At 60.7% G+C, this 24,346-nt stretch carries 21 protein-coding genes and 1 pseudogene; 16 read left to right on the top strand and 6 right to left on the bottom strand.

All coding sequences use genetic code 11. The annotated features are described in order from the left end of the window. Window positions 1-18 precede the first annotated feature (18 nt). The 6 genes and pseudogenes from PM3016_RS23530 (at window position 19) to PM3016_RS23510 (ending at window position 5,863) form a co-directional block, all read left to right on the top strand. Complete coding sequence (locus PM3016_RS23530; protein WP_014371217.1) at window positions 19-1,125, top strand: ABC transporter ATP-binding protein; 1,107 nt, start codon at window positions 19-21, stop codon at window positions 1,123-1,125. Next, window positions 1,113-1,892, top strand: a complete 780-nt coding sequence (locus tag PM3016_RS23525) for an ABC transporter ATP-binding protein (protein ID WP_013919096.1) — start codon at window positions 1,113-1,115, stop codon at window positions 1,890-1,892. The genes PM3016_RS23530 and PM3016_RS23525 overlap by 13 nt, the downstream gene beginning before the upstream one ends. Before the next feature lie 302 nt (window positions 1,893-2,194). Continuing rightward, window positions 2,195-2,353: pseudogene (locus PM3016_RS40890) on the top strand (MBL fold metallo-hydrolase); the annotation flags it as partial. Between the two features lie 40 nt (window positions 2,354-2,393). Further along, window positions 2,394-3,011: an MBL fold metallo-hydrolase gene (locus tag PM3016_RS23520; protein WP_014371216.1), complete on the top strand. Its 618-nt coding sequence runs from the start codon at window positions 2,394-2,396 to the stop codon at window positions 3,009-3,011. Between the two features lie 454 nt (window positions 3,012-3,465). Then, a complete protein-coding gene (locus tag PM3016_RS36830; protein ID WP_148279704.1) occupies window positions 3,466-5,454 on the top strand; it encodes a DUF2207 domain-containing protein in 1,989 nt (662 codons plus the stop codon). A gap of 115 nt (window positions 5,455-5,569) precedes the next feature. Then, entirely contained in the window at window positions 5,570-5,863 is a 294-nt protein-coding gene (locus tag PM3016_RS23510) for a Dabb family protein (protein ID WP_014371214.1), read from the top strand. A 77-nt stretch (window positions 5,864-5,940) separates the two neighbouring features. Here the strand turns inward: PM3016_RS23510 and PM3016_RS23505 are convergent, their stop codons facing one another. The 4 genes from PM3016_RS23505 to PM3016_RS23490 all read right to left on the bottom strand — a co-directional run bounded on the left by PM3016_RS23505 (window position 5,941) and on the right by PM3016_RS23490 (window position 10,104). After that, window positions 5,941-6,537, bottom strand: a complete 597-nt coding sequence (locus tag PM3016_RS23505; RefSeq protein ID WP_014651953.1) for a potassium channel family protein — start codon at window positions 6,535-6,537, stop codon at window positions 5,941-5,943. 137 nt (window positions 6,538-6,674) lie between these two features. Next, on the bottom strand, window positions 6,675-7,268 hold the full coding sequence (locus PM3016_RS23500) for a TetR/AcrR family transcriptional regulator (protein ID WP_014371212.1): 594 nt from the start codon (window positions 7,266-7,268) through the stop codon (window positions 6,675-6,677). A gap of 100 nt (window positions 7,269-7,368) precedes the next feature. Further along, the gene (locus PM3016_RS23495; protein WP_014371211.1) at window positions 7,369-8,850 is read right to left on the bottom strand and encodes an NAD(P)/FAD-dependent oxidoreductase; all 1,482 of its coding nucleotides are present in this window, start codon (window positions 8,848-8,850) and stop codon (window positions 7,369-7,371) included. 393 nt (window positions 8,851-9,243) lie between these two features. After that, the gene (locus tag PM3016_RS23490) at window positions 9,244-10,104 is read right to left on the bottom strand and encodes an aldo/keto reductase (RefSeq protein WP_014371210.1); all 861 of its coding nucleotides are present in this window, start codon (window positions 10,102-10,104) and stop codon (window positions 9,244-9,246) included. Window positions 10,105-10,304: 200 nt separating this feature from the next. Between PM3016_RS23490 and PM3016_RS23485 the strand changes: the two genes are divergently transcribed. The 4 genes from PM3016_RS23485 (at window position 10,305) to PM3016_RS23470 (ending at window position 13,447) form a co-directional block, all read left to right on the top strand. Then, complete coding sequence (locus PM3016_RS23485) at window positions 10,305-10,877, top strand: spore coat protein (RefSeq protein ID WP_014371209.1); 573 nt, start codon at window positions 10,305-10,307, stop codon at window positions 10,875-10,877. A 35-nt stretch (window positions 10,878-10,912) separates the two neighbouring features. Continuing rightward, a complete protein-coding gene (locus tag PM3016_RS23480) occupies window positions 10,913-11,452 on the top strand; it encodes a hypothetical protein (protein ID WP_014371208.1) in 540 nt (179 codons plus the stop codon). Window positions 11,453-11,793: 341 nt separating this feature from the next. After that, window positions 11,794-12,630, top strand: coding sequence for a DUF3967 domain-containing protein (locus tag PM3016_RS23475; protein ID WP_014371207.1), 837 nt, complete (start codon window positions 11,794-11,796; stop codon window positions 12,628-12,630). Window positions 12,631-12,802: 172 nt separating this feature from the next. Further along, on the top strand, window positions 12,803-13,447 hold the full coding sequence (locus PM3016_RS23470) for a rhomboid family intramembrane serine protease (protein WP_013919083.1): 645 nt from the start codon (window positions 12,803-12,805) through the stop codon (window positions 13,445-13,447). A 206-nt stretch (window positions 13,448-13,653) separates the two neighbouring features. Here the strand turns inward: PM3016_RS23470 and PM3016_RS23465 are convergent, their stop codons facing one another. Beyond that, window positions 13,654-13,851: a cold shock domain-containing protein gene (locus PM3016_RS23465; protein ID WP_013919082.1), complete on the bottom strand. Its 198-nt coding sequence runs from the start codon at window positions 13,849-13,851 to the stop codon at window positions 13,654-13,656. Between the two features lie 239 nt (window positions 13,852-14,090). Between PM3016_RS23465 and PM3016_RS23460 the strand changes: the two genes are divergently transcribed. Further along, window positions 14,091-15,275: a styrene monooxygenase/indole monooxygenase family protein gene (locus tag PM3016_RS23460; protein ID WP_014371206.1), complete on the top strand. Its 1,185-nt coding sequence runs from the start codon at window positions 14,091-14,093 to the stop codon at window positions 15,273-15,275. Window positions 15,276-15,796: 521 nt separating this feature from the next. Here the strand turns inward: PM3016_RS23460 and PM3016_RS23455 are convergent. Next, window positions 15,797-16,528 (bottom strand): 3-keto-5-aminohexanoate cleavage protein, encoded by a 732-nt coding sequence (locus tag PM3016_RS23455; protein WP_014371205.1) that lies wholly within the window; start codon window positions 16,526-16,528, stop codon window positions 15,797-15,799. 580 nt (window positions 16,529-17,108) lie between these two features. Between PM3016_RS23455 and PM3016_RS23450 the strand changes: the two genes are divergently transcribed. From PM3016_RS23450 to PM3016_RS40145, 5 genes are all read left to right on the top strand, one after another. Further along, window positions 17,109-19,736 (top strand): xyloglucanase, encoded by a 2,628-nt coding sequence (locus tag PM3016_RS23450; protein WP_014371204.1) that lies wholly within the window; start codon window positions 17,109-17,111, stop codon window positions 19,734-19,736. Window positions 19,737-19,930: 194 nt separating this feature from the next. Beyond that, a complete protein-coding gene (locus tag PM3016_RS23445; RefSeq protein ID WP_238540305.1) occupies window positions 19,931-21,082 on the top strand; it encodes a PP2C family protein-serine/threonine phosphatase in 1,152 nt (383 codons plus the stop codon). 159 nt (window positions 21,083-21,241) lie between these two features. Next, window positions 21,242-23,278, top strand: a complete 2,037-nt coding sequence (locus PM3016_RS23440) for a FapA family protein (protein WP_014371202.1) — start codon at window positions 21,242-21,244, stop codon at window positions 23,276-23,278. 12 nt (window positions 23,279-23,290) lie between these two features. Beyond that, window positions 23,291-23,602: an STAS domain-containing protein gene (locus PM3016_RS23435; protein ID WP_014371201.1), complete on the top strand. Its 312-nt coding sequence runs from the start codon at window positions 23,291-23,293 to the stop codon at window positions 23,600-23,602. Between the two features lie 134 nt (window positions 23,603-23,736). Continuing rightward, window positions 23,737-24,243, top strand: coding sequence for a hypothetical protein (locus PM3016_RS40145; protein WP_238540304.1), 507 nt, complete (start codon window positions 23,737-23,739; stop codon window positions 24,241-24,243). Window positions 24,244-24,346 lie beyond the last annotated feature (103 nt).

Here is a 24,346-nt window from a genome sequence, read left to right as displayed (position 1 = left end):
GGGAAGAAGGAGGCCTGCATGACGGAAGGATTGCTAGAACGTGTACACCTTGAGAGTGTACAGAATGAAACGGAGGCCGGGCGGAGCGACGGGCCGGAAATGAGAGCCGGCGGGAGCCCGGAGGCGAGGATGCAGGAGGAGGGGGGACCGGCTGGTCCGCTGCTGGATGAGCGGCTGAAGCAAGCCGGGACTCCGGCGGGTGGAAGGGACGGCGCCTCCCGCGCCGCCCTCCTTCGGCAGGAGCCTCCGGTGATGGAACTGCAGGGGCTCTCCCTGGACGCTGCGGCCGCAAGAGGGAAGCGGGTGCCGATCCTGCAGGACGTGTCGCTCACCCTCCACCCGGGCCAAACGCTCGCGCTCGTCGGCGAGAGCGGCAGCGGCAAAAGCATGACCGCGGGAGCGATTCTGGGCCTGCTGCCGCAAGGCATCGGAATCACCGGAGGGCAGTTGATCTACGGGGGAGAGAACGTTCTTCCCTGGTCCGCGAAGAAGCGGCGCAGCCTCTGCGGCAGGGAGATCGGCTGCGTGTTCCAGGATTACCGCGGAAGCTTCTCCCCCTTCTGGCGGGTGGGGGACCAGCTCGTCGAGACGATCCGAACCCACCGGCGCCTGACGGCCCGTCAGGCGAAGGCCGCCGTGCTGGAAGGCTTCGAAGGGCTAGGGCTGCCCCCGGAGCGGACGTTCTCGAGCTATCCCTTCGAGCTGAGCGGCGGACAGCTGCAGCGGGCGGCGATGGCTTCGGCCCTGCTGCTGCAGCCCCGACTGCTCATCGCGGACGAGCCGACGACGGCGCTCGACGTGCTGTCCGGCGAGAAGGTGCTGGACCTACTCGAACAGCTGCAGCGGGTGACCGGCTGTGCGGTGCTGCTCATCTCGCACGACCTGCGCCAGGTGCTGAAGCGTGCCGACCGGATCGCCGTCATGCGGGAAGGCCGGATCGTGGAAAGCTGCCGGGCGGAGGATATCCGGGACCGGGCGCAGCATCCGTACACCCGGCAGCTGCTTGAGGCGTGTCCCCGGCTTCCCGGGGACGGTCATTCGCACGGCCTGCACCCGGAGACCGGCTGCGATGGCGGCGAGCTTCATCACAGCGATCGGAAGGAGGCGGTATCATGGGGAGTCTGATCGAAGCCCAAGGGCTGTGCAAATCGTACCGGCGGCCCGGCGGCATGGTGGAGGCGGTTCGCGACGTGAGCTTCGAGATCGGCACGGGGGAGTGCCTCGGCGTCGTCGGGGAGAGCGGCAGCGGCAAAAGCACGGTATCCCGCCTGCTGCTAGCGCTCGAGCGGCCGGACCGCGGCAGTCTCCGGCTCGAAGGCGTCTCGCTGCCCGAGCTGAAGGGGGAGGCCCTGCGCCGCTCGCGCAGGCACATCCAGGCCGTGTTCCAGGATCCGTCCGCATCACTCAATGACCGGCTGCCCGTCTGGCGTTCGGTCGTGGAACCGCTAGACAACTTCCCGGAGGTGGTTCCGCCCTTCCTGCAGGAGGTCCGGCAGGACCGGAGGGCTTCGGCGGCCCGCCTTCTCGAGATGGTGGGGCTTGACCCGGGGCTGCTCGGGCGGTACCCGCATGAACTCAGCGGCGGGCAGCGCCAGCGTGTCGCGATCGCCCGGGGCATCGCACTGAGCCCGAAGCTGCTCGTCTGCGATGAGCCGACGTCCAGCCTCGACGTCACCGTGCAGGCGCATATTCTCAAGCTGCTGAAATCCCTGCAGCGCGAGCTCGGCATGTCGATGCTCTTCATCTCCCATGATCTGGCGGCGGTGCATTCGGTCAGCGACCGTATTCTGGTCATGAAGGACGGGCTCAGCGTCGACACGTTCGGCAGCGGGGATATCCTGCATCCCGAGAGGCATCCGTACACCCGGCTGCTGGCGGCTGCCGCTCATTGAGCCGGGAGCCCGCGACGGGGAGGTGCCGGCCGGGCTGCCCTGCACACGGCCCTCCAGCTCTCACGGGGCAGGTGCACGAAGCCCGAACCCGCGAACCGGCCGGGCAGCGCCTCCTCTTCCGTGACCATCTCCTATTCGGAGCCTATTCGAAACCTACTCGCAGCCGCCTTCACAGGCGGTTTTTTGCTGCAGGGAGCACGCCCCGATCATTGACAAATGAAGGTATTACGTAATACATTAGTTTTACGTACAACGTTTATATTTCGTTTATCATACCTTCAGCCGAAAGGGGAACACAATCCATGACGCAGGGCTATTATACGGTTCATCCGATGGAAGATGGCATATACCACCTGTTTGAGCCGGCGGGCGTAGGCTGTACGCTCGTTACGGGTTCGGAGCAGGCGCTGCTCTTCGATACGGGGTACGGCTTCGGGAATCTGGCGGGCACGGTGAGGAGTCTGACGGATCTGCCGGTCATTCTCGTGAACAGCCACGGGCATGTCGACCATATCGGGGGGGAATCGGCCGTTCGGCAGGGCTTATCTCCACGAGGCCGACCTGGACCTGGCCCGGGAGCACGGCTCACAGGCGCTGAGGCGGCACATCCTGGGGGCCGTCGATGCTTCGCATCTGCCGGACGTCTTCTCCCGTGAAGCCTATCTCGGGAGCACTCCCCACGGGTGGAGCCCGATCCGGGAAGGGCACCGCTTCGACCTGGGAGGGCGGGAGCTTGCGGTCTATCATACCCCCGGCCATACGCCCGGCTGCATCTCGCTTCTCGATTCCAGGACGGGAACGCTGCTGTCGGCCGACACCGTGATGCCGATGGTGTGGCTGTTCCTGCAGGAAAGCACCCGCCTCAGCACCTACACGGCCAGCCTGGAGAAGCTGCGGAAGCTTCCTGCCGGGAAGATTGTGTCTTCCCATTTTCCCCATGCGCTTCCTGCGTCCTGTATTGACCGCCTGCTCGAGTGTGCTTCGGGGATCGAGATCTCGAAGAGCGTCCCTTATTCCACGCCGCTGGCTGCAGGCGAGGCGCTTCTGTACACCGACCGGGAGGGGGACATGGAGGTATCCATCGCCTTTGATCCGCATAAGCTGCAGACACCGGCGTAGCTTGCATGGATGATTTCCATCGATGCTATCCATTGTTGCTTAGAGATTCCAACGTCTTCCCGGCGGGAACGAAGGTTTAATAGCTGCAAGACATCCAGGTTCAAGATGCTTTAGCCGTCCGGAAGGGGGAAGGGCTCGTCAAAGCGGAGCCGCTTCACTGACTTCCTCCACCGGAATGCGTCCCATCACCACGGCAGTGCCCCATGCGCTGCCGCTTTTTGGCGTAGGCCCGCGGCAAGCGCCCCTCTGTCCAGCTCCACAGAGCCTGCAAGCATCGGACAGAGGCGGGGAAGCGGCTCCTCCAAGCACCGGCGCTGCCCGGTCAGGTCCATTCGGCGTCCTCTTCAGGAAAATACGGACGGGCTGTGGAACATTTTGCCGGTTGGTGCGTATATGTCTAGGTGCTGTAACGAAACTTGGACCAACCAGAGGTGAGCAGATGAGGAAAGGCTTGATGGGAGCAGGATGGATGGCAGGGATGGCGCTGTGCCTGACCCTGGGAGGGCAGGCGGCGTCGGCTGAGGCTTACACCGTCGATGAAGTGAGCGTAAGGGCCAAGGTGCTGACGGACGGGGATTTGTTCGTGGAGGAGCTCTTCACCTACACGCTTCATGAGCCGGTGGACGAACTGGAGAGGCATGTGGGACTCGGCGGCGCCGGAGGGGTCGAATTCTTCGAAGCGTACGTGCCTCCGAAGGGGGCGAAGCTCGGAAGCTTTGCGCACCAGGGGCTGAAGCAGCTCGACACGGCGTTCCGGGAGGAAGACGAGTTCTTCTATACGTTCCCCGCGGTGAAGGAGGGAACACAGGAGCTCTACTACCGGTACCGGGTGGACCAGGCGGCCTCGCGCTATGTCCGGACCGGAGAGCTCGAATGGAAGTTTTTCGAGGACAGCGATACCGACATACATAACGTAACGATGGAGATTCTTCTGCCCCAAACCTTCAAGGAAGACCAGGTGCATGCCTTCCTTCACGACCCGACGGGAGGGAGGCTCCAGGTTATGCCGCCTTCAACCGTGCGGTATGACAACCCGAACCTGTCGATGTACGGCAGCGGCGCGGTCCGCTTATTGTTCCCGTCCGAGTTCCTCCCGGAGGCGCCGACGAAGAGCGAGGCGGTGCGCGTGGAGGACATCCTCAAGGAAGAGGCCGCACGGGAGAAGCGCTTCGGGATGCGGGAGATGCTGCTGGGCGCAGGGAAAGCGGTGTCGGCCGGCCTGATCGTGCTGGTGCTGGGGGCGGTGCTCACGCTCCTCTTCTCCCTGAAGGGACGGCTGGCGGGTTTGCGGACAGGCCGGCGGGGACTGAAGGAGCTCGCGGAGACCGACCCGGTGCGGCTGAGCTTCCTGTACCGCCTGGGAGAGCTGCAGGCTGGAGACTTTGCGGCCGGACTGTTCTCCCAGCGCCGGCGGGGGCTGCTAACCGCTTCGGCCGTACCGGCGGAGAACCGGTTCTGCACGGAGGAGGGGGCCTTCCACACGTCGCTGCAGTTCGTGCGGACAGGGAAGGGCAGCGGGGATACGGCTTCGGATGCCAAGCTGAACGCGTGGCTGCTCCGTTCCCGGAAGCAGGGGATTCCGTCGGTACGCATCGACAGTCTGGCCGGACCGACGTTGACAGAGTACAGGAGCGGCAAACGGACCGCCTATTACCGGAACAAGCGGCGGGGCTTCCTGGCCGGCTTCCGGCCATGGAAGGAGAGTGTGGAGGCGGAGCTGGCCGGGGCGTGCTTCCGGCCTTACTCCCCGCTGCGCCGGTACGGAAGGGGGCTTGCAGCGCTGCACGCGCTGCTCCTGCTCTATCTGTTCTATGCCGATGCACAGCCATGGGATGTCCTGCTGTATCTGCTGCTGTTTCTCGCGGCCGGCGGCGGGTTCACCCTGCATCGGATCGAACAAAAGTGGAGGCTGGCCCTCTACCTCTTCGCCTGCTTCGTGGCCGGCGCCATCATCGTGGACGCGGCTGCCAGCGGCGTCTATCTGCTCTTTGTGCTGGGGTCGCTGCTCCTCGTGCCGCTGCTGCCCCGCAGAAGCCTGACGTGGGAGGCGGCGGGGGACCGGGGCTCAATCCGTTCCTGGCGGAGGAAGCTGAAGCAGGGGGCGGTCGGTGCCGAAACGGAAGAGCTGTCCGTACTCGAGAAGTATGCGGAAGCGGCCGTGCTGCTCGGGGTCGGGCGCGAGTACCTGACGAAGCTGCAGGAGCGGCTGAAGGCGGCCGGACGGACGGCGGACTCTCCTCTCCTGAGCCTCTCCGGCGGAATGCAGAGTGTGCTCTACACGCAGACGACGCTGCGGTTCACATCGGACGGCGCAGCCTCGGGTCAAGGCTCCTCCGGCAGCTCGGACTCGGACGGAGGCGGCTGGGACGGGGACGGCTCGGACAGCGGAGGAAGCGACAGCGGCGGTGGAGGCGATGGTGGAGGAGGAGGCGGAGGGGATTAACCCCGCCGCCGGCTCCGGCTGTGTGAAGGTTTGCTGAAAGGGTTGGTTCGTCCGCTTCCCCATGATATAGTATAGCTTGGACATGAACCCTATTACCGGAAAAGAGGACATACAGATGATCGACCATATCGTACTCGTCAAATTCGGCGAATCGACAACACAAGAGCAGCTGAGCGAAGTGGTAACGCGCTTCAAGGCCCTGAAGCCGCATCTTACCGGCATTGTGGACCTGCAGGCCGGTTTGAATTTCTCCGAGAAGAACCAAGGCTACCAGGTCGTGCTGTCGGTGCGCTTCGAAGACCGCGCGGCGCTCGAAGCTTACGGCCCGAACCCGCAGCACCAGGAAGTGGCCGCCTACATCCGCGAGGTCGGACGGGTGGACAGCATCGTCGTGGATATTGAGATTTAATCGGTCGAGATTTAATCGGGTTTTATTTTCTTCTTCATAACCAAAGAACCTTGGGCGGGAAGCCATGCTTCCAGCGCTCAAGGTTCTTTTTGAGTTTGCGGTTTCCGCTTCACGCAGGCCTTGGGCCCCGCCTCTCTCTCCGAGTCCGTCTCACGGTGCTGCTGGACATACTTCCATACGAGCGTAGCCATGAACAGGGAGCTGATGAAGAAGCCGTAGAGCATCTCCGCAGCCGCCACCGCATTCGCCAGTGCGCCGTGGGGCGAGATGTCCCCGTAGCCGGTGGAGGTGAACGTCATGACGCTGAAATACAGGAAGTCGCCTTCCGTCAGGGTTTCCCCCGAAAAGGACGCCGAGCCGTAGATGCGGTACACCTGGTGAAAAAGGATCGCATAGCCCAGGATGACGATGAAGAGCAGGATGCCCGAAGCGGTGAAAATGAGCGGGAGTCCCGCGTTGGAGTTCGTCATGCTGTCCATGAGCTCCGAGATCATCCGGATGCTCGCCGCCAGCAGCAGGGTGGCGGCCAGGCAGCGAATCCCGGCGGTCATGGGGTGAAGCGAGACCCAATTCCCCAGCATCTGATCCCAGAAGAGGAGAAACAGCAGCAGAGCTGCCGCTCCGCCGTACAGGACGAGCTTAGCCCGGCTGAACTCGGATGCCGAACCTTTCATGCGTTGCAATGCCGCTTCCCTCCCGCCTTGTCAGGATGTTCCATCCGGCAACTACTATCCCCCGGGAGAGGGCGGATTATACGGTGCCAAGGGAAGGGAAGGGGAGGGGAGGGAGCGGATCACAGGCGGAGCCAATGTCAGGGCGGGGTGAGCATGCGGAGCAGCAGGGCCGTCTCCGGGATGCGGTATTCGCCTTCCTTCGCATGCAGGACCATGAGTCCCGAGATGATCGACAAGTAGGAAGCGATGAGGTCTTCCGGGTTCCCGGAGACAATCTCTCCGGTCCGCTGGCCCTCCGTGAACAAGGGGATCAGCGTGTCGATGAAGCTTCGCATGGAATACGTCGCGATGAGCTCCTTGGCCTGCTCGGGCACGCCGTCCGACGTCCGGGCCTGGTGGATCAGCAGGAAGTATTCCGTGCCGCCGGGATCGAGGATCTCGGCGGTGAGCAGCCGCAGCTTCTCCATCGGGGTGCCCGGAATCGAATAGATGCTTTGGACCGCTTCCGCAGCCGAAACGACGGCCTCCTCCACCAGGGAGATGAAGAGCTCGTCTTTGGATTTGAAATAGTGGTATACAAGACCGTGCGAGATGCCGGCCTCCGAAGCGATCATGCTCATCTTCGTCCCGAGGATGCCGCGCCGGGCGAAGACCTTCAGGCCGGCCCTGCGGATCTGCTCCCGCCGTTCGTCGCGGATCTGGTGCAGCTGTTCGTCGTTAAGTGGGGCCACAGTGGATGCTCCTTTGATTGGGGTATCGAGAAAAAGGATGAATGAATCGCAAGAAGCGGTGCGCAGCTTCAAGTATACCACCGGGACTCCGCTGCTGCAGCTAGGCCCTGGGGGCTTCAGCCGCCGCACTGCGGAAGAAAGCGGGGAGCAGCGCCGCAGGCAGCTCGGCTGGACGGACTCCGTGCTGCTGTGCGAGCGCATCGAACCAGGTGCGGTCCGTCTCCGGCGCCCCGGCGAGCACGGCTTCCACCAGCTCGGGCCGAACCAGCTCGCCCGGCGGCGCGAACAGGGTGTTCACCGCCCAGAACAGACCGTAGAGCTCCATGCTCTGCGTCTGCATGGCATGGCGGTGGTACTGGTCGAAGTAGCGCTGGGCGAACTCAACGCCTTCCAGCGGCGCTGCACCGGCATATTCAACGCCCTTCCAGCGGAGGGCGGCCGTGCAGTTCAGCCACCAGGCCGGCTCGATGAGCTCCTGCATCCGGCCGAGCGCACGCAGCTCGAAGCCTGCACGGGGCTGCTCCCGTTCTTCGCGGAGGCATTCCTCGAGGAGCTCGGCTTCCATGGACGCCACGGTGATGCCCTGGCCGAAGATCGGATCGAAGTGGCAGAAGGCGTCGCCGAGCACGAGCAGGCCGGCGGGCCAGCTCGTCATGTGCCCGTAGCGCCGGCGCACCAGCTCGGGGACCCGGAATGCACGGGGCGGGCCGAGCGGCTCCAGATCGCGGATCGCTTCGGCCAGAACCGGGGAGGTCAGGGCGCCGGCCTCCTGTGCATAACTCTCCGCCTCCGTGGTGGGATAGACCCCGCCGGCACTGTACAGCACGCTCTCGGCCAGGCCGTTCTCGATCGGGCCGAAGACCCCGGTGGCTGTGCCTTCGGACGCGCGGCCCGAGGTGTGGATCACATTCCAGGTCCGCTCCATGCCCTCGGGGACCCGGTAGCGCCGGGTGCTGTAGCCGAGATTCAGGTGGAGGCGGTCCGGCGCAGGCACCTCGTATCCGAGCTCGCTCAGCCAGGCGGTGAGGCGGGAGGCGCGCCCGCCGGTCTCTACGACGAGGTCGGCCGCAAGCGTGCGCCGCTGTCCTTCGGAGCCGCGCTCCCGGATTAGCACGCCGGTAACGGAGGCGCCGTCCGGCGAGGAGAGCAGCCCGGTCACCTCCTGCTTCGTGAGGAAGCGGATGCCGGGGACCGCCTGCGCCCGCCGGCGGATCACCCACTCGAGCAGGGCCCGGGTGCAGGAGGCGTTGTTGTCCGGGTCGGGGCCAAGGACGAGGATGCCGTGCTCGTTGCTCATGTGATTGAACCCGTTCAGCGAAGAGGGCGCTCCATGCCCGAGCAGCTCCTCGTTGAAGCCGGGGAAGTAGCGTTCGAGCAGCTCCAGGCCGCGCGGCGTCAGCCGGTGGGGGTGGAAGGCCTGCGGCGTACCCGGCCGCAGCTCCGGTCCGTTCGGCAGGTCATCCTTTTCCACCACAAGCACTTCCCGGTAGAAGTCCGAGAGCACCCGGGCCGCAAGCAGGCCGGCCATGCTCCCTCCGATGACGACGGCTGTTCCCTGTCTGCTTTCTTGAGTCGAGTTCATAGTGATCGCTCCTTTTAACTTTGGAAAGTTATGGTTCGGAGGCGGGCTGTGCAGCGGATCGGCTGCGTACGATGATGTTATAGCCACACTATAACGTAGACTGATTAATTCAGTCAATTATAAAATTGGAAAACTTGTCCATTCCTTGGGTGCTGATGGGGGGCTGAAGCCGCAAGGAGCGGCAGGCGCCGGCACGCCAAAGGCAGCTGACGCGGGAGGAAGGCGGTGATTCCGGTGTAGGGGACAACGTGCCGGACGCCGGGATAAAGCCGCCCCGCCAGGCATGACAACAAGGGGGGCCGTTGATTCCGGCCCCCCTTGTTGTTCCCGATGCCCGCCCAAGCTGCAGGGAATGGGGCTCGTCTGCCGCCCGCCACAGCATGGCGCCGTGCCTCAGGGACGCTGGTACCACTGGCCGGAGGTCCATTCGGACGCTTTCCAGCGCAGCACGTCAGGCGTGGCGAGGTGGGCGATTTCCTTCAGGAACTCAAGCTGCTCCACCTCGGTCATCGGCCGGAAGCTCCGGGCCGCAGCCAGGTTGCGCTCGAGCTGGTCCATCGTCTCCATACCGACGATCGCCGTGGAGACCGGCAGGCTCCAGGTGTACTGCAGCGCCTTCTCGTACCAGGGGGCGAGCTTGCCAAGCGCGAACACCTTCATCCCGATGACCGCCGTGCCCCGCTCCAGCGCCTTCGGCAGGAATTCGTGAGCGAAGCTGTAGATGAGGTGGTCGGGGGCGGAGACGGCCACCAGCGCGCTGTCGAACGCGAAGCGCTCGAGCGCCTCGAGCTGGACGCTGGGATTGGTGTGTCCGCTGATCGAGAGCTTTTTGACGACGCCCTGCTCCTGTGCTTCCTGCAGCGCCTTGAGGGCCCCGTCCGCGGCGAAGCAGGCGTCGAGCTCTTCCATCGTCATGATGTTATGAAGACGCCACTCGTCGACATGATCGGTCTTCAGCCGCTTGAGGCTCGCTTCGAGCAGCCGCCACGAGCCGTCCCGGGTCCGGTCGTGCGTCTTCGTGGCGATCCATACATCGCTGCGCCTACCCTCCAGTGCGAGGCCGAGGCGCTGCTCCGACTGCCCGGCCGAATAGCTCGGCGCCGTATCGAAGTAGGTGACGCCCGCTTCGATGGCCCGGTGCACAATGCGCACGGCTTCTTCTTCTGAGCAGCCGTGCTCGTCCACGATGCGCTGGGCGCCGAAGCTCAAGATCGGGAATTGCTGTCCCGTCGTTCCGAAGGCTCTCTTTTCCATGATTCGGCACTCCTTTGTCTGAAGAGGGGATGTGAATGCTGTAAGACAGTATACCATACGATGAAGGCATTTCCAGCGGCGGTTGGCGGCGGGTGGATTTTGTGGAAGGGGATGGAATATCTGCGGGGCGATCTGGGAAAAGTAACCTATGGGCTTAGAAGAGCCAGGAACCGATTTGACGACAAAAGGAGACTACCCCCATGCCATTCGGCGCTCACGAAACGATGGAAGTCCATGAAATTCTCAACGAAAAAATGAACCTCATCGAGCATTTCGCTCTCTACGGACAAATGGCCCAGTCGCCGGCGGTCCGCGATCTGGTCTCGCGCCACCTGCAGACGGCTGTGGCCGGGTATGACCAGCTCGTAGCTTACACGCATGATTACAGCGCGGCGAAGGCGCCGGGAGCGGGCATGCCGGGCTTCAATTCCGGCATCCGTCCGGAGCAGATCCAATACGGCCTCGACCGTCCGGCACCTATGGCGCCGATGCTGCAGGGCGCGCTGAATGACCGCCAGATTCTGGCCGCGGTGCTCTCCTGCCACAAGGCTTCCGCGAAGAACCACATGCAGGCCTGCCTGGAGTGTGCCGACCCGAACGTCAGACGCATGCTGCAGCAGGGCGCCAACCTCTGCGCCGAGCAGGCGTATGAGACGTTCCTGATCATGAACCAGCAGGGCCTGTACCAGGTGCCGACGATGCAGGATCATACCGCCAAAACCTTCCTGCATGCCTACCAGCCTACGAACCCTGGACCTGCCCCGATGATGTAAGGCTTGACCGATTCCAGCGGCAGAGGAGGATTACCATGGAAGATCAAGTAACGCAGATTCTGGAGCGGATCCGGTTTGGCGAAGCGCTGTGCGAGCTCGACAGCGCCAAGAGCCGGCTGCAATCCGGCCAGCTGCAGGAGCTCATCGGCCATCTCGACCGGATGAGAGAGCACTTCAGCACGATGCACGCCCTCCCGGAGGAGCGCTCCGAAGTGATGGCTCTGCGCCAGAGCCTGGCCGACCTGCGGGTGGAGCTGCGTCCGTGCATCCAGGACGTGGAGGCGAAGCTGGAGGAGTCCCTCAAGGAGTACCGCAGCGCGCTCGGCGGGGACAAGGAAGCGTTCGAGAAGCTGAGCGAAGCGGAGCAGGAGGGAAGCCGGCCGCTCGCCTACCGGTTCAAGAAGGATTACCGGACCCTGAAGGACCTCTCGGAGCTTCTGTCCCTGCTGTCGGCGGACCTGATGAATCTCAGCGACCGGGTGGAGCATCATTTTCTGCACAGTCATCCGGCGCCAGAGATCGGGGACTATGAATACAGGGACAATGTGCCGGCACCGGGAAGCATCTCGCCTTAATCGTCCGGGTGCCGGGATAGACGCAGCAGCAGGACGATACCCGGCAAGCAGGCCGCGGGCTCCTTATGGGAGCCGGCGGCTTTTTGGACGTACAGGAAAACTTAACTCGCTTTAGCTCGTTTTTGTCATTTGATCGGTTTGCCGATGCGCACGGAATGATAGAGGAGGCGCCCTTCGTCTTTCTTTTTGCCCGGCTGCGTTCGTTTTCGCTGGGATCGTACACGCTTTTGCTTTATTTCTGCGATTCTGACACCGGGCTTCGACAGTATATTTTTGCGGGGGAAGGTATTCTAGTAACACAAGCTTGCCAAACTGTTCTCTCAGAAAGGATGAATGTACCCGTGAACATAGAGTCGTTAGCCCAGCGTGTATTCGTGTCGGAGGTTTCCTTGAAGCGGTGGTGTGTGCTGATGGAAAAATACAAGTACAAGTTCGCTCTGGACGAGCAGGGGGAGAGGGACTTTACGGAGCGTGACGTCGAGGCGATCAAGTGGATCTCCATGAAGCTGCTCGACGGCAAGGAGCTGCGGGTGGCGGTCAAGGAGGTCGTCTCGCAGTATCTCACCCCGGAAGCGGCAGGCGGCGGCAAGCAGACGGTGCAGAAGCTCGGCGTGGATGAGGAGGAAATCAAAAGCTTGATCCATCACTTGTTCGATCTGCGGATGAAGGATTATATGGAGAGCAGCGAGCAGCGCCTGGCGGATCTGGAGCTGAAGGTGAAGGAGACCGGCAGCGAGCAGCGCCTGGCGGACCTGGAGCAGAAGGTGAAGGAGACCGGCAGCGAGCAGCGCCTGGCGGACCTCGAGCAGAAGGTGAAGGAGACCGAGGCCCAGGTCAAGAAGACCGTGAACCAGATGAAGGCGGCGGTGGAGCAGGTCAAAGAGACCGGCAAGCGGGTCAAGGAAACCGAGGCCAGGGTCACGCGGCTGGAGAAAGATCAGGATACCCTCGTGACGGAGGTGCTCGTGCTTCACGAGAAAGTGGATGAGAGCACCCGGCAGAATGAAGCGTACCGCAAAATCCGCGAGGATGAGATCATGAACATGATGAAGGAAATTCTCGAGACCCGGCGGATGGTGGCGGCGGCCCGGGAGCGGCGTTGGCAGGGCCTGTGGAAAACGGTCACCCAGGTGCTCTCTCCGAAGAAGCAGCGGCTGAACGGGAGAACCACTTCCTGAACGATTATCGTCTGTCCTATACTGTGCGGTCCGCCTTGCCGGCGGGCCGCTTGTTCGTCGTTGGCGAAGGGACTGCCCGCCAAGGTATACTAAGGAGAATCAGCGCCGTGAAGAAGGCACTTGGCCTGGCGCGGATTCTTGAATGTCATTCCACCTGGAGAGGGGCAGCCCCATGTTCGACCGAAGAGAAAGCCTGAAAGAATACATGCGCCGTTACCCTGTGACGCTCGCCCTCATCCTGGTTCAGCTCGGCGTATGGTTCGCCATGGAATGGGCGGGCTCGTCCGAGGACCAGCGGACGCTGCTGGCCTTTGGAGCCATGTTCGACCTGCCCGGCATCCAGCCGGAGCCCTGGCGGTATGTGACCGCGATTTTCATCCACATCGGCTTCCAGCACCTGCTCTTCAACAGCTTCGCCTTGTACGTGTTCGCGGCTCCGCTGGAGCGGCTGCTGGGCAAGTGGAAGTACCTGCTGTTCTACCTGCTGTGCGGGATCGCCGGCAACCTCGCGAGCGCCTGGCTGCACGGCGATTATTACATTGGCGCAGGGGCCTCCGGCGCGATTTACGGCGTCTATGCGGCCTTCCTGTACCTGTCGGTCTTCCGCAGGGATCTCATCGACTACGCGACGAAGCAGACCGTGCGGACCATCGTCATCGTCGGCTTCATCTATTCGATCGTCGTGCCGCGGGTCGATATGTATGCGCATGGCGGAGGCTTCGTCGGCGGCCTGCTGATCTGTGCCCTGATGAGCCTGCTTGTGCGCCGCCGGCCTCCGCGGCCGCAGCCCGGGCCGGAGGAACCGGCCGGGGAGTGAGCGGCGGCAGGTGATCGGGGACAGCTTTCCGAATGATCGCCTGCTATATTTGATGTGCACGAGACGGCTCGAGTTTCAAGGGCTGCCTAGCACGCTTTACCGTTACCGGGTCAGGGTGCCGGACGGGGCTCGGCAGCCGCTGCGCTGCGCAAACACAAAAGGAACCACTCCGGAGAGTGGTTCCTTCTTCTGATTGACTCTTAGTATTAGAGTTTTACGACGTTCGCAGCTTGTGGACCGCGCTGACCTTCAACGATGTCGAACTCTACGTCTTGGCCTTCGTCGAGAGTTTTGAAGCCATCGGATTGAATAGCGCTGAAGTGTACGAATACTTCCGTGCCGTCTTCGCCGGCGATGAAGCCGTAGCCCTTTTCAGCGTTAAACCATTTTACTTGACCCTTCATGTAACGTCCTCCTGTGTAAACCAACAAATTTTTTCTTACAAGCCTATTATAAGCGTTTTGCGGAAAAAAACCAAATTTTGAAGAAGTTTTTTTTGGGAATTTGTTTTTGGGGGATTTTGCGGGCTCTTTCTTCCCGTACGAATAGTCAAATCCGCCTATTCCCGCTGAAAATGCTTTCCCTTATGATGGCAGAAGTAAAGGTATGTTGAGTTTATGTAAAGACAGGCAGGAGGCGGAGTATGAAGAGGATAGCAGTGCTCGGAAGCGGGACCGCGGGTCTTCACTTGAGTTATGCGCTGGTAAGCAGAGGACCGTTCGAGGTGACCGTATATACGGACCGGTCGCCGGAGGAAGTCCGGAGCGGCCGGGTGAGCTCGACGCAGGTGCATTTTGGTGCGGCCCGGGCGAGGGAGGCGGCCTATGGGATGCCTGCATGGGAGCAGGGGCCGGACCTCGAGAGCATCCACGTAACGGTGGGCGGACAGAAGCTGTTCACAGGGCGGCTGGAGCGCCCGGCCAAATCGGTCGACCAGCGGGCTTACTTCGCCAGGTGCATGGAGGACCTGGAGGCCAAAGGCGTCTCGTTCGTCTACGGCCGCGTGGATGAAGAACGGCTGCAGGAGCTGGCGCCGGCGTATGACCTGCTCGTCGACTGCAGCGGCAAGCGGGGGCCGCTCGCGCCGTTCCCGCAGCTCGAGGAGCTCTCGCCGGTGCCGGCTCCCCAGCGCAAATGCAGTGTCGGCTACTTCCACGGCGTCGCGCCGCTTGAGCCGTCAGGCGTCTCGATCTCGATTCTGCCGGGTGCCGGCGAGCTGTTCGAGATTCCGGCGCTGACCGCGCAGGGTCCCGTGACCATCCTGTTTATCGAAGCGGTGCCCGGCGGTCCGCTGGATGCGTTCGGCGGGATCAAGACCGCGGAGAGCTTCCGCGACCGGATCAGGGCGGTCGTGGACAGCCATTTCCCTGCGGTCGCCGCCCGGCTGGACGGGGAGCGGTTCGGCCTCTGCGACGAGCGGGGCTTCGTCCAGATCGCGGTGCAGCCGTCCGTTCACCGGCCCTACTGCACGGTGGGCGGCACGCTCGTGCTTGGCTGCGGGGACAGCGTCGTGCTGAACGACCCGATCACCGGCCAGGGCTGCAATACGGCCTCGTACTGCGCCGAGCAGCTCGTTCTGACCCTGGCGGAGGAGCTGGGCCGGCCGTGGGATGAGCAGACCGGCGAAGCGTACTGGCGCCGGATCCGGGACCACGTCACCGAGGTGACGACGTGGACCAACGCCATGATGGGGCCGCTGCCGGACCATGCGGTAGGTCTGCTTATGGCGGGAGCGGGAGATCCTTCGACGGCGGACCGCATCGCCGGCTGGTTCGCCGATCCGCGAACGGCCTATGATGACTTGTTCCGCGCGGCGGCAGGGACGTAGGAGTACGGGGGGCAGAGCCTGCTTATGTTGAGGAGACAGCAAATGGGCTGCTGCCCTTAGGGCACCAACCAAGTAACGGAACTCAGATGCGTTATGTTCATATTGGCAGGGGCCTTTGCTGAGATAGCGGAACTGAGGTTCGCTATTTCGAGGCTGGGTGCTGCTTTCCCGTAAAATGAAGACCCATAACGCATCTGAGTTCCGCTATTCCTCGGGAAATGATGGGAAATATCCGAATAAGGCATCCTGGTTCCTTTATTTCAGTTTCTCGGTTGAATCGGTGGTATCACGGGGGTGCGGACAAGGCACGCAGGCCGGCTGCACCGCTCACAAACGAGTCTAATGCACGGTCTTCCTTCACCAAAGGTGCGTGGGACCTTGCAACTCATCCGGCATGACGCCCCTCTCGGGCGTGATGCTTTTTTTATGTGCTCCTATCTGCCCATGAGGACTCCGCACCGCGTATGGCCGCCCTGGGGCCATCACCGCACAGCCGTACAGCACCTGCCGGGTAACCTCCCTCACTCCAGCTCCAGCGCCGCAGCGGCCAGCTCCGCGTTGCCGCCGGGGACCGGGCTTCCGTGCGGGCCGGTGCACGTGTCCTCAAGGCCGATGCGGATGCCATGCCCCAGGCGCACCGCCTGCCGGAGGACGGCCCAGGTGGCCGGGCCTTCGCCGTGGTGGACCTGCGGCAGCGTGATGCCGGCCTCCTGAAGCATCCCGGCGATGGCCCGGGCGCGGGAGGCGGCTTCCGCTTCGCCTCTGTCGCAGACCTCGACCAGGACGCGGATGCACGCGTCCTCGAAGCCGCTGCAGAGGAACGCATCGGCATCCTCGAGGGTGGCGAGGCCCGCTTCGACCGGGATGCCCCGCTCCCGGAGGAGCCTGCACAGCTCCGCGGTTCCCGGTTCGCAGAAGTTCACCGAGACGAAGTCGGGAAGCACCTCCCACCGGGAGACGAGATGCAGCCGCTTCGCGGGATCGGGCTCGGCGGACAGCGAGGTGGTAAGGCCGATCGGCGTCCGTGGGCACACGGCTCGGATGGCTCGGACCACCCCGGCGCAGGCGGCCGGCTCGAGCGTCTCGGCTTCGTCATGGAGCCGGGCATGGGCATGCAGCGATTGCACGCCCAAAGTGGCGCAGCGGCGGGCATCCGCGGCCAGCTCCCGCGCTGTCAGCGGTACGGCCGGATGCATGAGGCGGGTCGTCCTGCCGTTCAGGCAGACCTGTACGTGCGTATGCGGGTTTTTCATATCGGATCAGCCCCTGTTCGTTCAAAGAATCTTTACCTTATCCATTTCACCAGCAGATAGAGCAGCAGAATCCAGAACGGCGTGCAGACGGCGATGGCGGTCAGGCAGCCTTGGAACAGGAAGATGCGCTTGTGATCCGAGACAGGGTCTTCCCTAACACGGTGAGGTACCGCTAAGGGCGGCTTCTCCGAAGAAGGGGGAGGGTCTCCCGCGGGGGGGGGGGCTATCGGGCGTTTGTCATTCACAGCTTTCCGATTGTCGCTAATAGGTCATTTCTCCTCCGCCAAGGGTGCTGTTATTTATTGTAATGTCGTTCTTTATAAAGAACAACCCTTTTTCGTCAGGCCCCCTTATGGGCAACAGCTAATTCTGCTATGATTTTTCGTTTAAAATGCGGGGTACTGGCGCGGGAGGCGGGAAGTTACAATAGGAGCGGAGGCCGGAAGAGAGGCGGGCCGGACCGGATCAACCGGAACAGCGCCCAAGAAGAGTAAGCGCTTACGCAGCAGCATGAGGAGGCGGACCGGATAAAGATTGTGAGCAGGCTTGCTCAGAACAAAGCAGTCAGAGGAGGAGACTTATGTCCAAGAAGTGGCTCGGTTTGATTTTGGTAAGCGCTTTATCCCTTTCGCTGGCGGGAACAGGCAGTGCCGCGGAGGCGCAGGGGAAGGGGAAAAAGAAAGAAACCTACAAGAAAGAAACCTACAAGAAAGAAACCTACGAATGGGGACGCGTAAAGGTGGTCGGCGGGGGCTTTGTGCCCGGCATCATTTATAACCCCTCGAAGAAAGACCTGATCTATGCGAGAACGGACATCGGGGGCGCCTACCGGTGGGACCCCGCGGCAAAAACGTGGATTCAGCTGCTCGATTCCGTCTCGTTCGAAGAGTGGAATATGCTCGGTGTGGAGAGTCTGGCCACCGATCCCGTTGATCCGGACAGGCTCTATGTCGCCGCAGGCACCTACACGAACGACTGGACCGATATGAACGGGATACTGCTGCGCTCCAAGGACCAGGGCCGCACCTGGAAGCGGACCGAGCTGCCTTTCAAGCTGGGGGGCAACATGCCGGGCCGCTCCATGGGCGAGCGTCTGGCGGTGGACCCGAACAACAACAAGGTGCTGTATCTCGGCGCCCGCAGCGGCAACGGACTGTGGCGCAGCACGGATTACGGCGAGACCTGGAGCCGGGTCGAGAGCTTCACGGCGGTGGGCAATTATGTGGACGACTACCAAGATCTCGTCGGCGTGGCCTGGGTGACTTTCGACGCGAAGACGGGGACCAAAGGGAAGACGACGCAGACGATCTACGTCGGCGTGGCGGACACGAACCGGAGCATCTACCGCAGCACGGACGGGGGCGCGACCTGGGAAGCGGTGCCGGGACAGCCGGAGCAGGGCTTCCTGCCGCATCACGGCGTACTGGACGGGCAGGGGAACCTGTATGTGACCTACAATGAAGGCGCAGGACCTTACAACGGCGGCCGGGGCGCGGTCTGGAAGCTCGATACGAAGACGGGCGCCTGGAAGGATATCTCCCCGACGGGCAGCACGGACAGCCCTTACGGGGGCCTGGCGGTCGATGCGCAGCATCCGGATACGCTCATGGTCGCCACGATGAACAAATGGTGGCCGGACGATCACATCTACCGCAGTACGGACGGCGGCGAGACATGGAAGCCGTTCTGGACGCTGGACTATGCCAAGGATCCGGTCCGCGAGAACCGGTTCACGATCGATTACTCTCTCTCGCCTTGGCTTGATTGGGGCCAGGAGAAGCAGCTTCCTGAGATTGCGCCGAAGCTCGGCTGGATGATCGGGGACCTGGAGATCGACCCGTTCAACTCCGACCGGATGATGTACGGGACGGGAGCCACGCTGTTCAGCAGCGAAAATCTGACCGCCCTGGACAAGGGCGGCACGGTGAACATCAGCGTCGCGGCGGAAGGCATCGAGGAGACCGCGATACTGGGCCTCGTCTCCCCGCCGTCCGGCGCGCCGCTGCTCAGCGCCATGGGCGACATCGGCGGCTTCCGGCATGAGGATCTGAACCGGGCGCCGGAGATGATCACGAATCCGTACCTCGGTACGAGTACCGACCTCGACTACGCGGAGAAGAACCCGGATATCGTGGTCCGTGTCGGGAATGCCGACGGCAGCGCACCGAGAATGGGCGTCTCCACGGATAACGGCCGCACATGGCGTCCTGCAGCGAACGCGTGGGTGTCGGGAGCGGAGGACCGCACAAGCGGCGGATATGCGGCCGTGGGAGCCGACGGGTCGGTGCTCCTCTGGAGTCCGCAGGGAGGAACACCGGAGGCCCCGGTGCCCGTAAGCTATTCCACCGACCTGGGAGCGACATGGACGCCTTCGAAGGGGATTCCTGCCGGAGCACACATTTCGTCCGACCGTGTGAATCCGCTGAAGTTCTACGGCTTCTCCGGCGGAACGTTCTACGTGAGCACGGACGGCGGGGCCACGTTCACCGCATCGGCGGCATCCGGCCTGCCGGCTAAGCTGACAAGCCATTTCAAAGCGGTGCCGGGGGTAGAAGGAGACATCTGGCTCGGCGCGGCGAAGGACAACTCCGATACGGTCAGCGCGTACGGGCTGTGGCGTTCCACCGACTCCGGCCGGACGTTCACTAAGGTCGCGGGGGTGGAGGAAGCGGCGACGGTCGGCTTCGGGAAGGCGGCGCCGGGGCAGGACTACATGGCGGTCTATTCCTACGCCAAGATCGGCGGCCAGTACGGCATCTACCGCTCCGACAACGCCGGCGCCTCGTGGACCCGGATCAACGACGATGCGCACCAGTTTGGTTCGGCGAACCGCACGATTACGGGCGATCCGCGGGTGTATGGACGCGTGTATGTGGGGACGAACGGTCTGGGCATCGTGCAGGGCGATCCTGCCGACAGCAGACAGGATACGAAGGCGCCGAAGATCACGCTGGATCCGGTTGACCGCAGCTCCGATAAGGGCACAGCGGTGATCTCCGGCAGCGTGAACGAGGAGCTGCGCGGGGGTACGGTTACCCTGACCCACAACGGCGGAGCGCCGGTCAGCCTCCCCACCGCTCAGGGGAAATTTAAGAGCGGCCCCCTTCCCCTTGTGAAGGGTGATAATGAAGTGATGGTGCGCGCGGTGGACCTTGCGGGCAATACGTCCGTCCGTACGGTAAAAATCAAGTATAAGTACAGACCATAGACCTTACGATAGAGGGGCACTGCGCGTTGGAGCAGGTGCCTCTCTTTTTTATGGAGTTATCAGAATGCAGATCTCACCCGGGCTCGATTCTCTTCTATTTCTTAGTAACAAACTAGCAAACATTACACATGTCCACAGCGGAGTAGAATGACGAAGAAATAATTCGTAAAGAATAATTGCAGATAGTAGAAAGGATGGGCTTCATGGGAGGTATACTTATCGTTGATGATTCCCCGCTAATGCTGCGATTATTTAAAGACACGCTGACCAAATCCGGATATACCAAGGTTTATACCGCCGGTTCTGCTCCCGAAGCCTTTCAGATCCTGGGCATTTCTGAAGACGGTAAGCCGGGTAAGGCCCGGGCCCAGATTGATTTGATCCTGCTGGATATCGTCATGCCCGTCATGGATGGGGTTGAAGCTTGCAGGATCATTAAGAGGCAGGAGAGGTACAAGGACCTGCCCGTTATCTTCGTGACCGCAAGCAAAAATCAACTGCAGAGCGCCTTCAACGCCGGCGGGATGGATTTTATACAAAAAGATTTTGAACAATACGAGCTGCTGGCCCGGGTGAAATCCGCATTAAAGCTGAAGAAAGAAATGGATTCGGGGATAGCGAAGGACAAGAAGATGGAGAGGGAGCTGCAGCTGGCCAAGCTGGTGCAGAATTCCGTGCTGAGTCCCCCCATTATCAATGACGAAATCGAGATCCGTGGCAAGTACATTGAATCGGATCAGGTGTCCGGCGATATGTATTATTGGACTAAGGTTGCCCCGCACAAGTATGCCGTACTCATCCTGGACGTGTCGGGTCACGGATTGTCGTCGGCGCTCATAACCATGTCGGTGAGGTCCATGCTGGAGGGGATGATCAAAAAGGAACAAGATCCCCTTTCGATCTTTCAGGAACTGAACCAGCAAATGCTGATGTTATTCGGGGGAACGAAGAAGCTGATTTATTTCACGGCCATTTACCTGCTGATCGATACGGAAAAGAAAACCATCGAATATTTCAACGCCGGTCATCCTCCCGGTATGCTCATGGATGGCAGTGCCAATCCAATCATCCGGCTGGAAAGCACGACGGTTCCGATCGGGATTAAAAAAAATCCGGCATACAGCAAAGGAGAATTAACCTATCAAAGCGGCGCAAGGATCCTGCTCTATACGGATGGGCTGGTGGAGAAGCCGGGTGTTTCGCTGGCCAAAAGCATCATGCGTCTCGAATATTTCGTCAGCCAGATGAAGATCAAGAGCAATGAGGATTTCATTGAGCGGATGGCCTTGATCAAAGACAGGAAAAGCGATGACATCTGCATCATATCCATCCATCTACTATCTTAGTATCTCCCGATCATGCCGAAGAAATAGTGTCGATTACGCTTCACATCCTAAGGTGAACATCGTACTGCTAATCCTATAAAGAAGTGGAACAATGAACGAGGGCTGCAGACAGGCTTCATATATACAATGCTTGGACTTTGATGAGGCGGTGGTTGCGGTATGGGTGAGAGTATAGTTTCTCGCGGGAAGACGGTAAAGGATGCGGTCGAGCTCGCTCTGGACCTGCTGGATGCCGAGAAGAAGGATGTTACCATTGAGATTATCGAAACGGAAAGCCGCGGTCTCTTCGGCATAGGCTCCAAGCAAGCCGTTGTCAAGGTGACCCGAAAGACAGCGGTGCCGCAAGAAGCAGCCGTACCTGATCTGAGGGAACGGCTCGAAACATTGGATCTGGATACGCTTCTGGATGCCGCGGCTCCCCCTGCTGCTGAGGATTCTCATAAGCTTGGGAAAGCTTGGGTCAAAGAAGGGAAGATCCACTGCCGCGATGCGGAAGGGGCGATGCCCTTGATCACAGCGGGAGAAGGAATCCAGTTATTCAAGAACGGCGCCCCCGTCGACAAAACAACAACGATTGCGGAGAAGGAGGTATTCACCGTTCAGCTGGATGATGAATTTCAGGAGCCCCAGTGGAAGCTCTCGATGGATGACCGAAAAATGGCAGTCGTACTGGAGATCAAGCCCGGCTTCCATATATCGCGTTATCTTAAGGACCAGCCTCCGGCCGCTCACCTGAAAATCAGCGTGGAAGAAATCAAATCGGTGATCCGCACCGAAAGTCAAGACATCCTTCGAGAGCTGGATCGATGGGGTGTGAAGTTCGGTATCCAGATCGACGAGATCACCGAAGCATGCCGTTCATCTTCCGGAGGCACTTATACCATCGCCAGAGGGAAGGAACCTGAGCCGGGCGAGAACGGGAAATTTCAGCGGTTCTTTGATGCGGATGCCGACCGAACGAGAGCTCCGAAGGTAAGGGCCGACGGCACGATCGATCACCGGGAAATCAAGGAGTTTCCTTCCGTAGATGAAGGCGTTCTGATCGGGGCCCTGCTGCCTCCGGTTCCCGGTGCTCCGGGGATCGACGTCACCGGCCAAAAAGTGGAGCCGGAGCCGGTTCACCCGCTTCAACTGAGGGCGGGAGAGGGGATGACGCTGATTGAGAATGATTCCAAGGCCCTCTCAACAAAGCCCGGGAAGCCCAAGATTGTGCAGAGGGGGCTGGTTGTCGACGTTCTTATCGTACCCAAAATGGTTCACGGTACGGATGTAGACCTGGAATCCGGCAACATTCACTTCCAGGGTGATCTGGAAATCCTCGGTTCGGTACAAGACGGGATGAAGGTCTCCGCCCAAGGCGAGATTATCGTAAGAGGCAACGTCAATATGGCCGACATTCGTGCCAAACATTCACTAGTGGTATCGGCCAATGTCATCAGCAGCCAAATCACTGTCGGAGCCGGAAGTCTGCTGACAGCCAAAGCTCTGCCGCTGCTGCGCCAGGTCTCCGGTAAATTAAAGCTGATGAAGGCCGCGGTCATTCAGGTCGGCCAAGCCAGTGCATTCAAGTCAACGGATTACGGGCAGCGCGGGATCTGGCCGCTGCTTCATCTTTTGCTGCAGGGGAAGTTTAAGGATCTTCAGATCACGTTCACCCGGCTTCTGGCGCTGATCTCCGAGGAGGAACGCAGCGCGGAGCCCGAGCTGCTGCAGGTCGCCGAGAGAATCAGGAAGAACTTCACGAGCCAGCAGTCCGGTACCTTGAGCGACGTGCAGGACCTGGAACAGTTCATCGTATGGATCGATGAGCTTCTGGAAGTGTGGGAACTGACCGCTGACGACCAGCCTTATTGTGAGATTGCTTATGCGCATAACAGCACCATTTACTGCGAAGGCAGCGTCCGGGCAAACAAGGGGTGCTATAACAGCCAGATCCATTGTTACGGACACTTCGAAGCCAAGGAGTTTCTCCGCGGAGGCGAGTATTATGCGCGGGGCGGCATACGGGCGGTAGAAGCCGGGTCTAACGGCGGCAGTACGACGAAGCTTCATGTTCCGGAAGATTCGGAGATCCGGATCGGAAGAGTGATGGAGAATACCGTGCTGCGGATCGGACCCAAAACGCACCATTTTGAGAAGGAAACGGCGAGCGTCCACGCCAGATTGGATTCCAACGGCAATTTATTACTGTATTAGGGGGGAAATCCTGTGTTCCAGTATCATGTTACAGTCAAGGAAGAAACCGCTCATATCCTGTTTATCGGAGATATCGACATCGACGGAACGGAAGTCATGGAAGATGAGGTGCAGCCGGCTCTATCCCAGCATAAAGCCGTCGTGATTGATTTTTCCGAGGTGCATTTCGTGGATTCTTCGGGAATCGGTCTTCTGATCAAACTCGTGCAGACGCTTCAGGAAGGTGAAGTCAAGGTCCGTATTCAGCATATCCGGCCGGAAGTCAATGAAGTGTTCGAGCTGCTGCAAATTGGGGAGATTCTGGGACCCGAGGTTTTTGAGTAGTAAAGGCACGCCGGAATGTTCGTTAAAAAGAATAATCATGAGACCATGAGGCGACCATGATGCGACATCTCTGTGGCCCTGAAAGCATGTGACCCAGGCGGCAGCTGACGATCAGGCAGGAAAGGAGAGAGTTTATGAACATCAAGAACATGTATACTTCCATGTTATGCATTCTGGGATTAGCTTTCTTGACCTGGATCGGAGCAGCTGTTCCCGCCGTGCCGATCCTTCAGGTATTTCCGATCCTGATCCTGATCGCCGTACTGGATGTATTTCCTGTCCGCATGCTCAGCGGCACTCAATACAGCGGCAGCATCATTGGCATGATTCTCTTATTGGTCGCTTTCGGGCCGGAAGCCTCTTCGCTCGGGATTTTTGTCAGTGTCTCCGCTTGTTATTTGAAAGACCGCTTTTCTTCCAAAGCGGATTCATATCTTTGGTTTCGGGCCTTCGCGATCTATGGGATTTTTGGGGCAAGTGCTTTTGCGGCCCACAAGGTCCTGCTGTATGCGGAATCCCTTCCCCTGCACCTTCAGATTTTTATGACTACGCTGGTCTTTGAGGCTGTCCACGTATTTTTGCTCGCCGGACTGATGAAGACGGTGTACCGGGCGCCTTTTTTTCTGGAACATTCGCAATAAATTGATGGAGCTCGTTCTTCCATTGATTCTTTGCACGCTGATCGTCCCGCACCTCATGGACAACCTGAACTGGATCAGCATGACCCAGGAAACCTTGTTTTTT

The sequence above is a fragment of the Paenibacillus mucilaginosus 3016 genome (genome assembly GCF_000250655.1).
GTDB lineage: Bacteria > Bacillota > Bacilli > Paenibacillales > NBRC-103111 > Paenibacillus_G > Paenibacillus_G mucilaginosus.
This window is presented reverse-complemented; position numbering and strand designations above follow the sequence as displayed.

What these genes read in the sequence shown, in the direction of transcription:
- PM3016_RS23530 (WP_014371217.1), top strand. Translation starts at nt 19, where the DNA reads ATGACGGAAGGATTGCTAGAACGTGTACACCTTGAGAGTGTACAGAAT.
- PM3016_RS23525 (WP_013919096.1), top strand. Translation starts at nt 1,113, where the DNA reads ATGGGGAGTCTGATCGAAGCCCAAGGGCTGTGCAAATCGTACCGGCGG.
- PM3016_RS23520 (WP_014371216.1), top strand. Translation starts at nt 2,394, where the DNA reads ATGTCGACCATATCGGGGGGGAATCGGCCGTTCGGCAGGGCTTATCTC.
- PM3016_RS36830 (WP_148279704.1), top strand. Translation starts at nt 3,466, where the DNA reads ATGGGAGCAGGATGGATGGCAGGGATGGCGCTGTGCCTGACCCTGGGA.
- PM3016_RS23510 (WP_014371214.1), top strand. Translation starts at nt 5,570, where the DNA reads ATGATCGACCATATCGTACTCGTCAAATTCGGCGAATCGACAACACAA.
- PM3016_RS23505 (WP_014651953.1), bottom strand. Translation starts at nt 6,537, where the DNA reads ATGAAAGGTTCGGCATCCGAGTTCAGCCGGGCTAAGCTCGTCCTGTAC.
- PM3016_RS23495 (WP_014371211.1), bottom strand. Translation starts at nt 8,850, where the DNA reads ATGAACTCGACTCAAGAAAGCAGACAGGGAACAGCCGTCGTCATCGGA.
- PM3016_RS23490 (WP_014371210.1), bottom strand. Translation starts at nt 10,104, where the DNA reads ATGGAAAAGAGAGCCTTCGGAACGACGGGACAGCAATTCCCGATCTTG.
- PM3016_RS23485 (WP_014371209.1), top strand. Translation starts at nt 10,305, where the DNA reads ATGCCATTCGGCGCTCACGAAACGATGGAAGTCCATGAAATTCTCAAC.
- PM3016_RS23480 (WP_014371208.1), top strand. Translation starts at nt 10,913, where the DNA reads ATGGAAGATCAAGTAACGCAGATTCTGGAGCGGATCCGGTTTGGCGAA.
- PM3016_RS23470 (WP_013919083.1), top strand. Translation starts at nt 12,803, where the DNA reads ATGTTCGACCGAAGAGAAAGCCTGAAAGAATACATGCGCCGTTACCCT.
- PM3016_RS23465 (WP_013919082.1), bottom strand. Translation starts at nt 13,851, where the DNA reads ATGAAGGGTCAAGTAAAATGGTTTAACGCTGAAAAGGGCTACGGCTTC.
- PM3016_RS23460 (WP_014371206.1), top strand. Translation starts at nt 14,091, where the DNA reads ATGAAGAGGATAGCAGTGCTCGGAAGCGGGACCGCGGGTCTTCACTTG.
- PM3016_RS23455 (WP_014371205.1), bottom strand. Translation starts at nt 16,528, where the DNA reads ATGAAAAACCCGCATACGCACGTACAGGTCTGCCTGAACGGCAGGACG.
- PM3016_RS23450 (WP_014371204.1), top strand. Translation starts at nt 17,109, where the DNA reads ATGTCCAAGAAGTGGCTCGGTTTGATTTTGGTAAGCGCTTTATCCCTT.
- PM3016_RS23445 (WP_238540305.1), top strand. Translation starts at nt 19,931, where the DNA reads ATGGGCTTCATGGGAGGTATACTTATCGTTGATGATTCCCCGCTAATG.
- PM3016_RS23440 (WP_014371202.1), top strand. Translation starts at nt 21,242, where the DNA reads ATGGGTGAGAGTATAGTTTCTCGCGGGAAGACGGTAAAGGATGCGGTC.
- PM3016_RS40145 (WP_238540304.1), top strand. Translation starts at nt 23,737, where the DNA reads ATGAACATCAAGAACATGTATACTTCCATGTTATGCATTCTGGGATTA.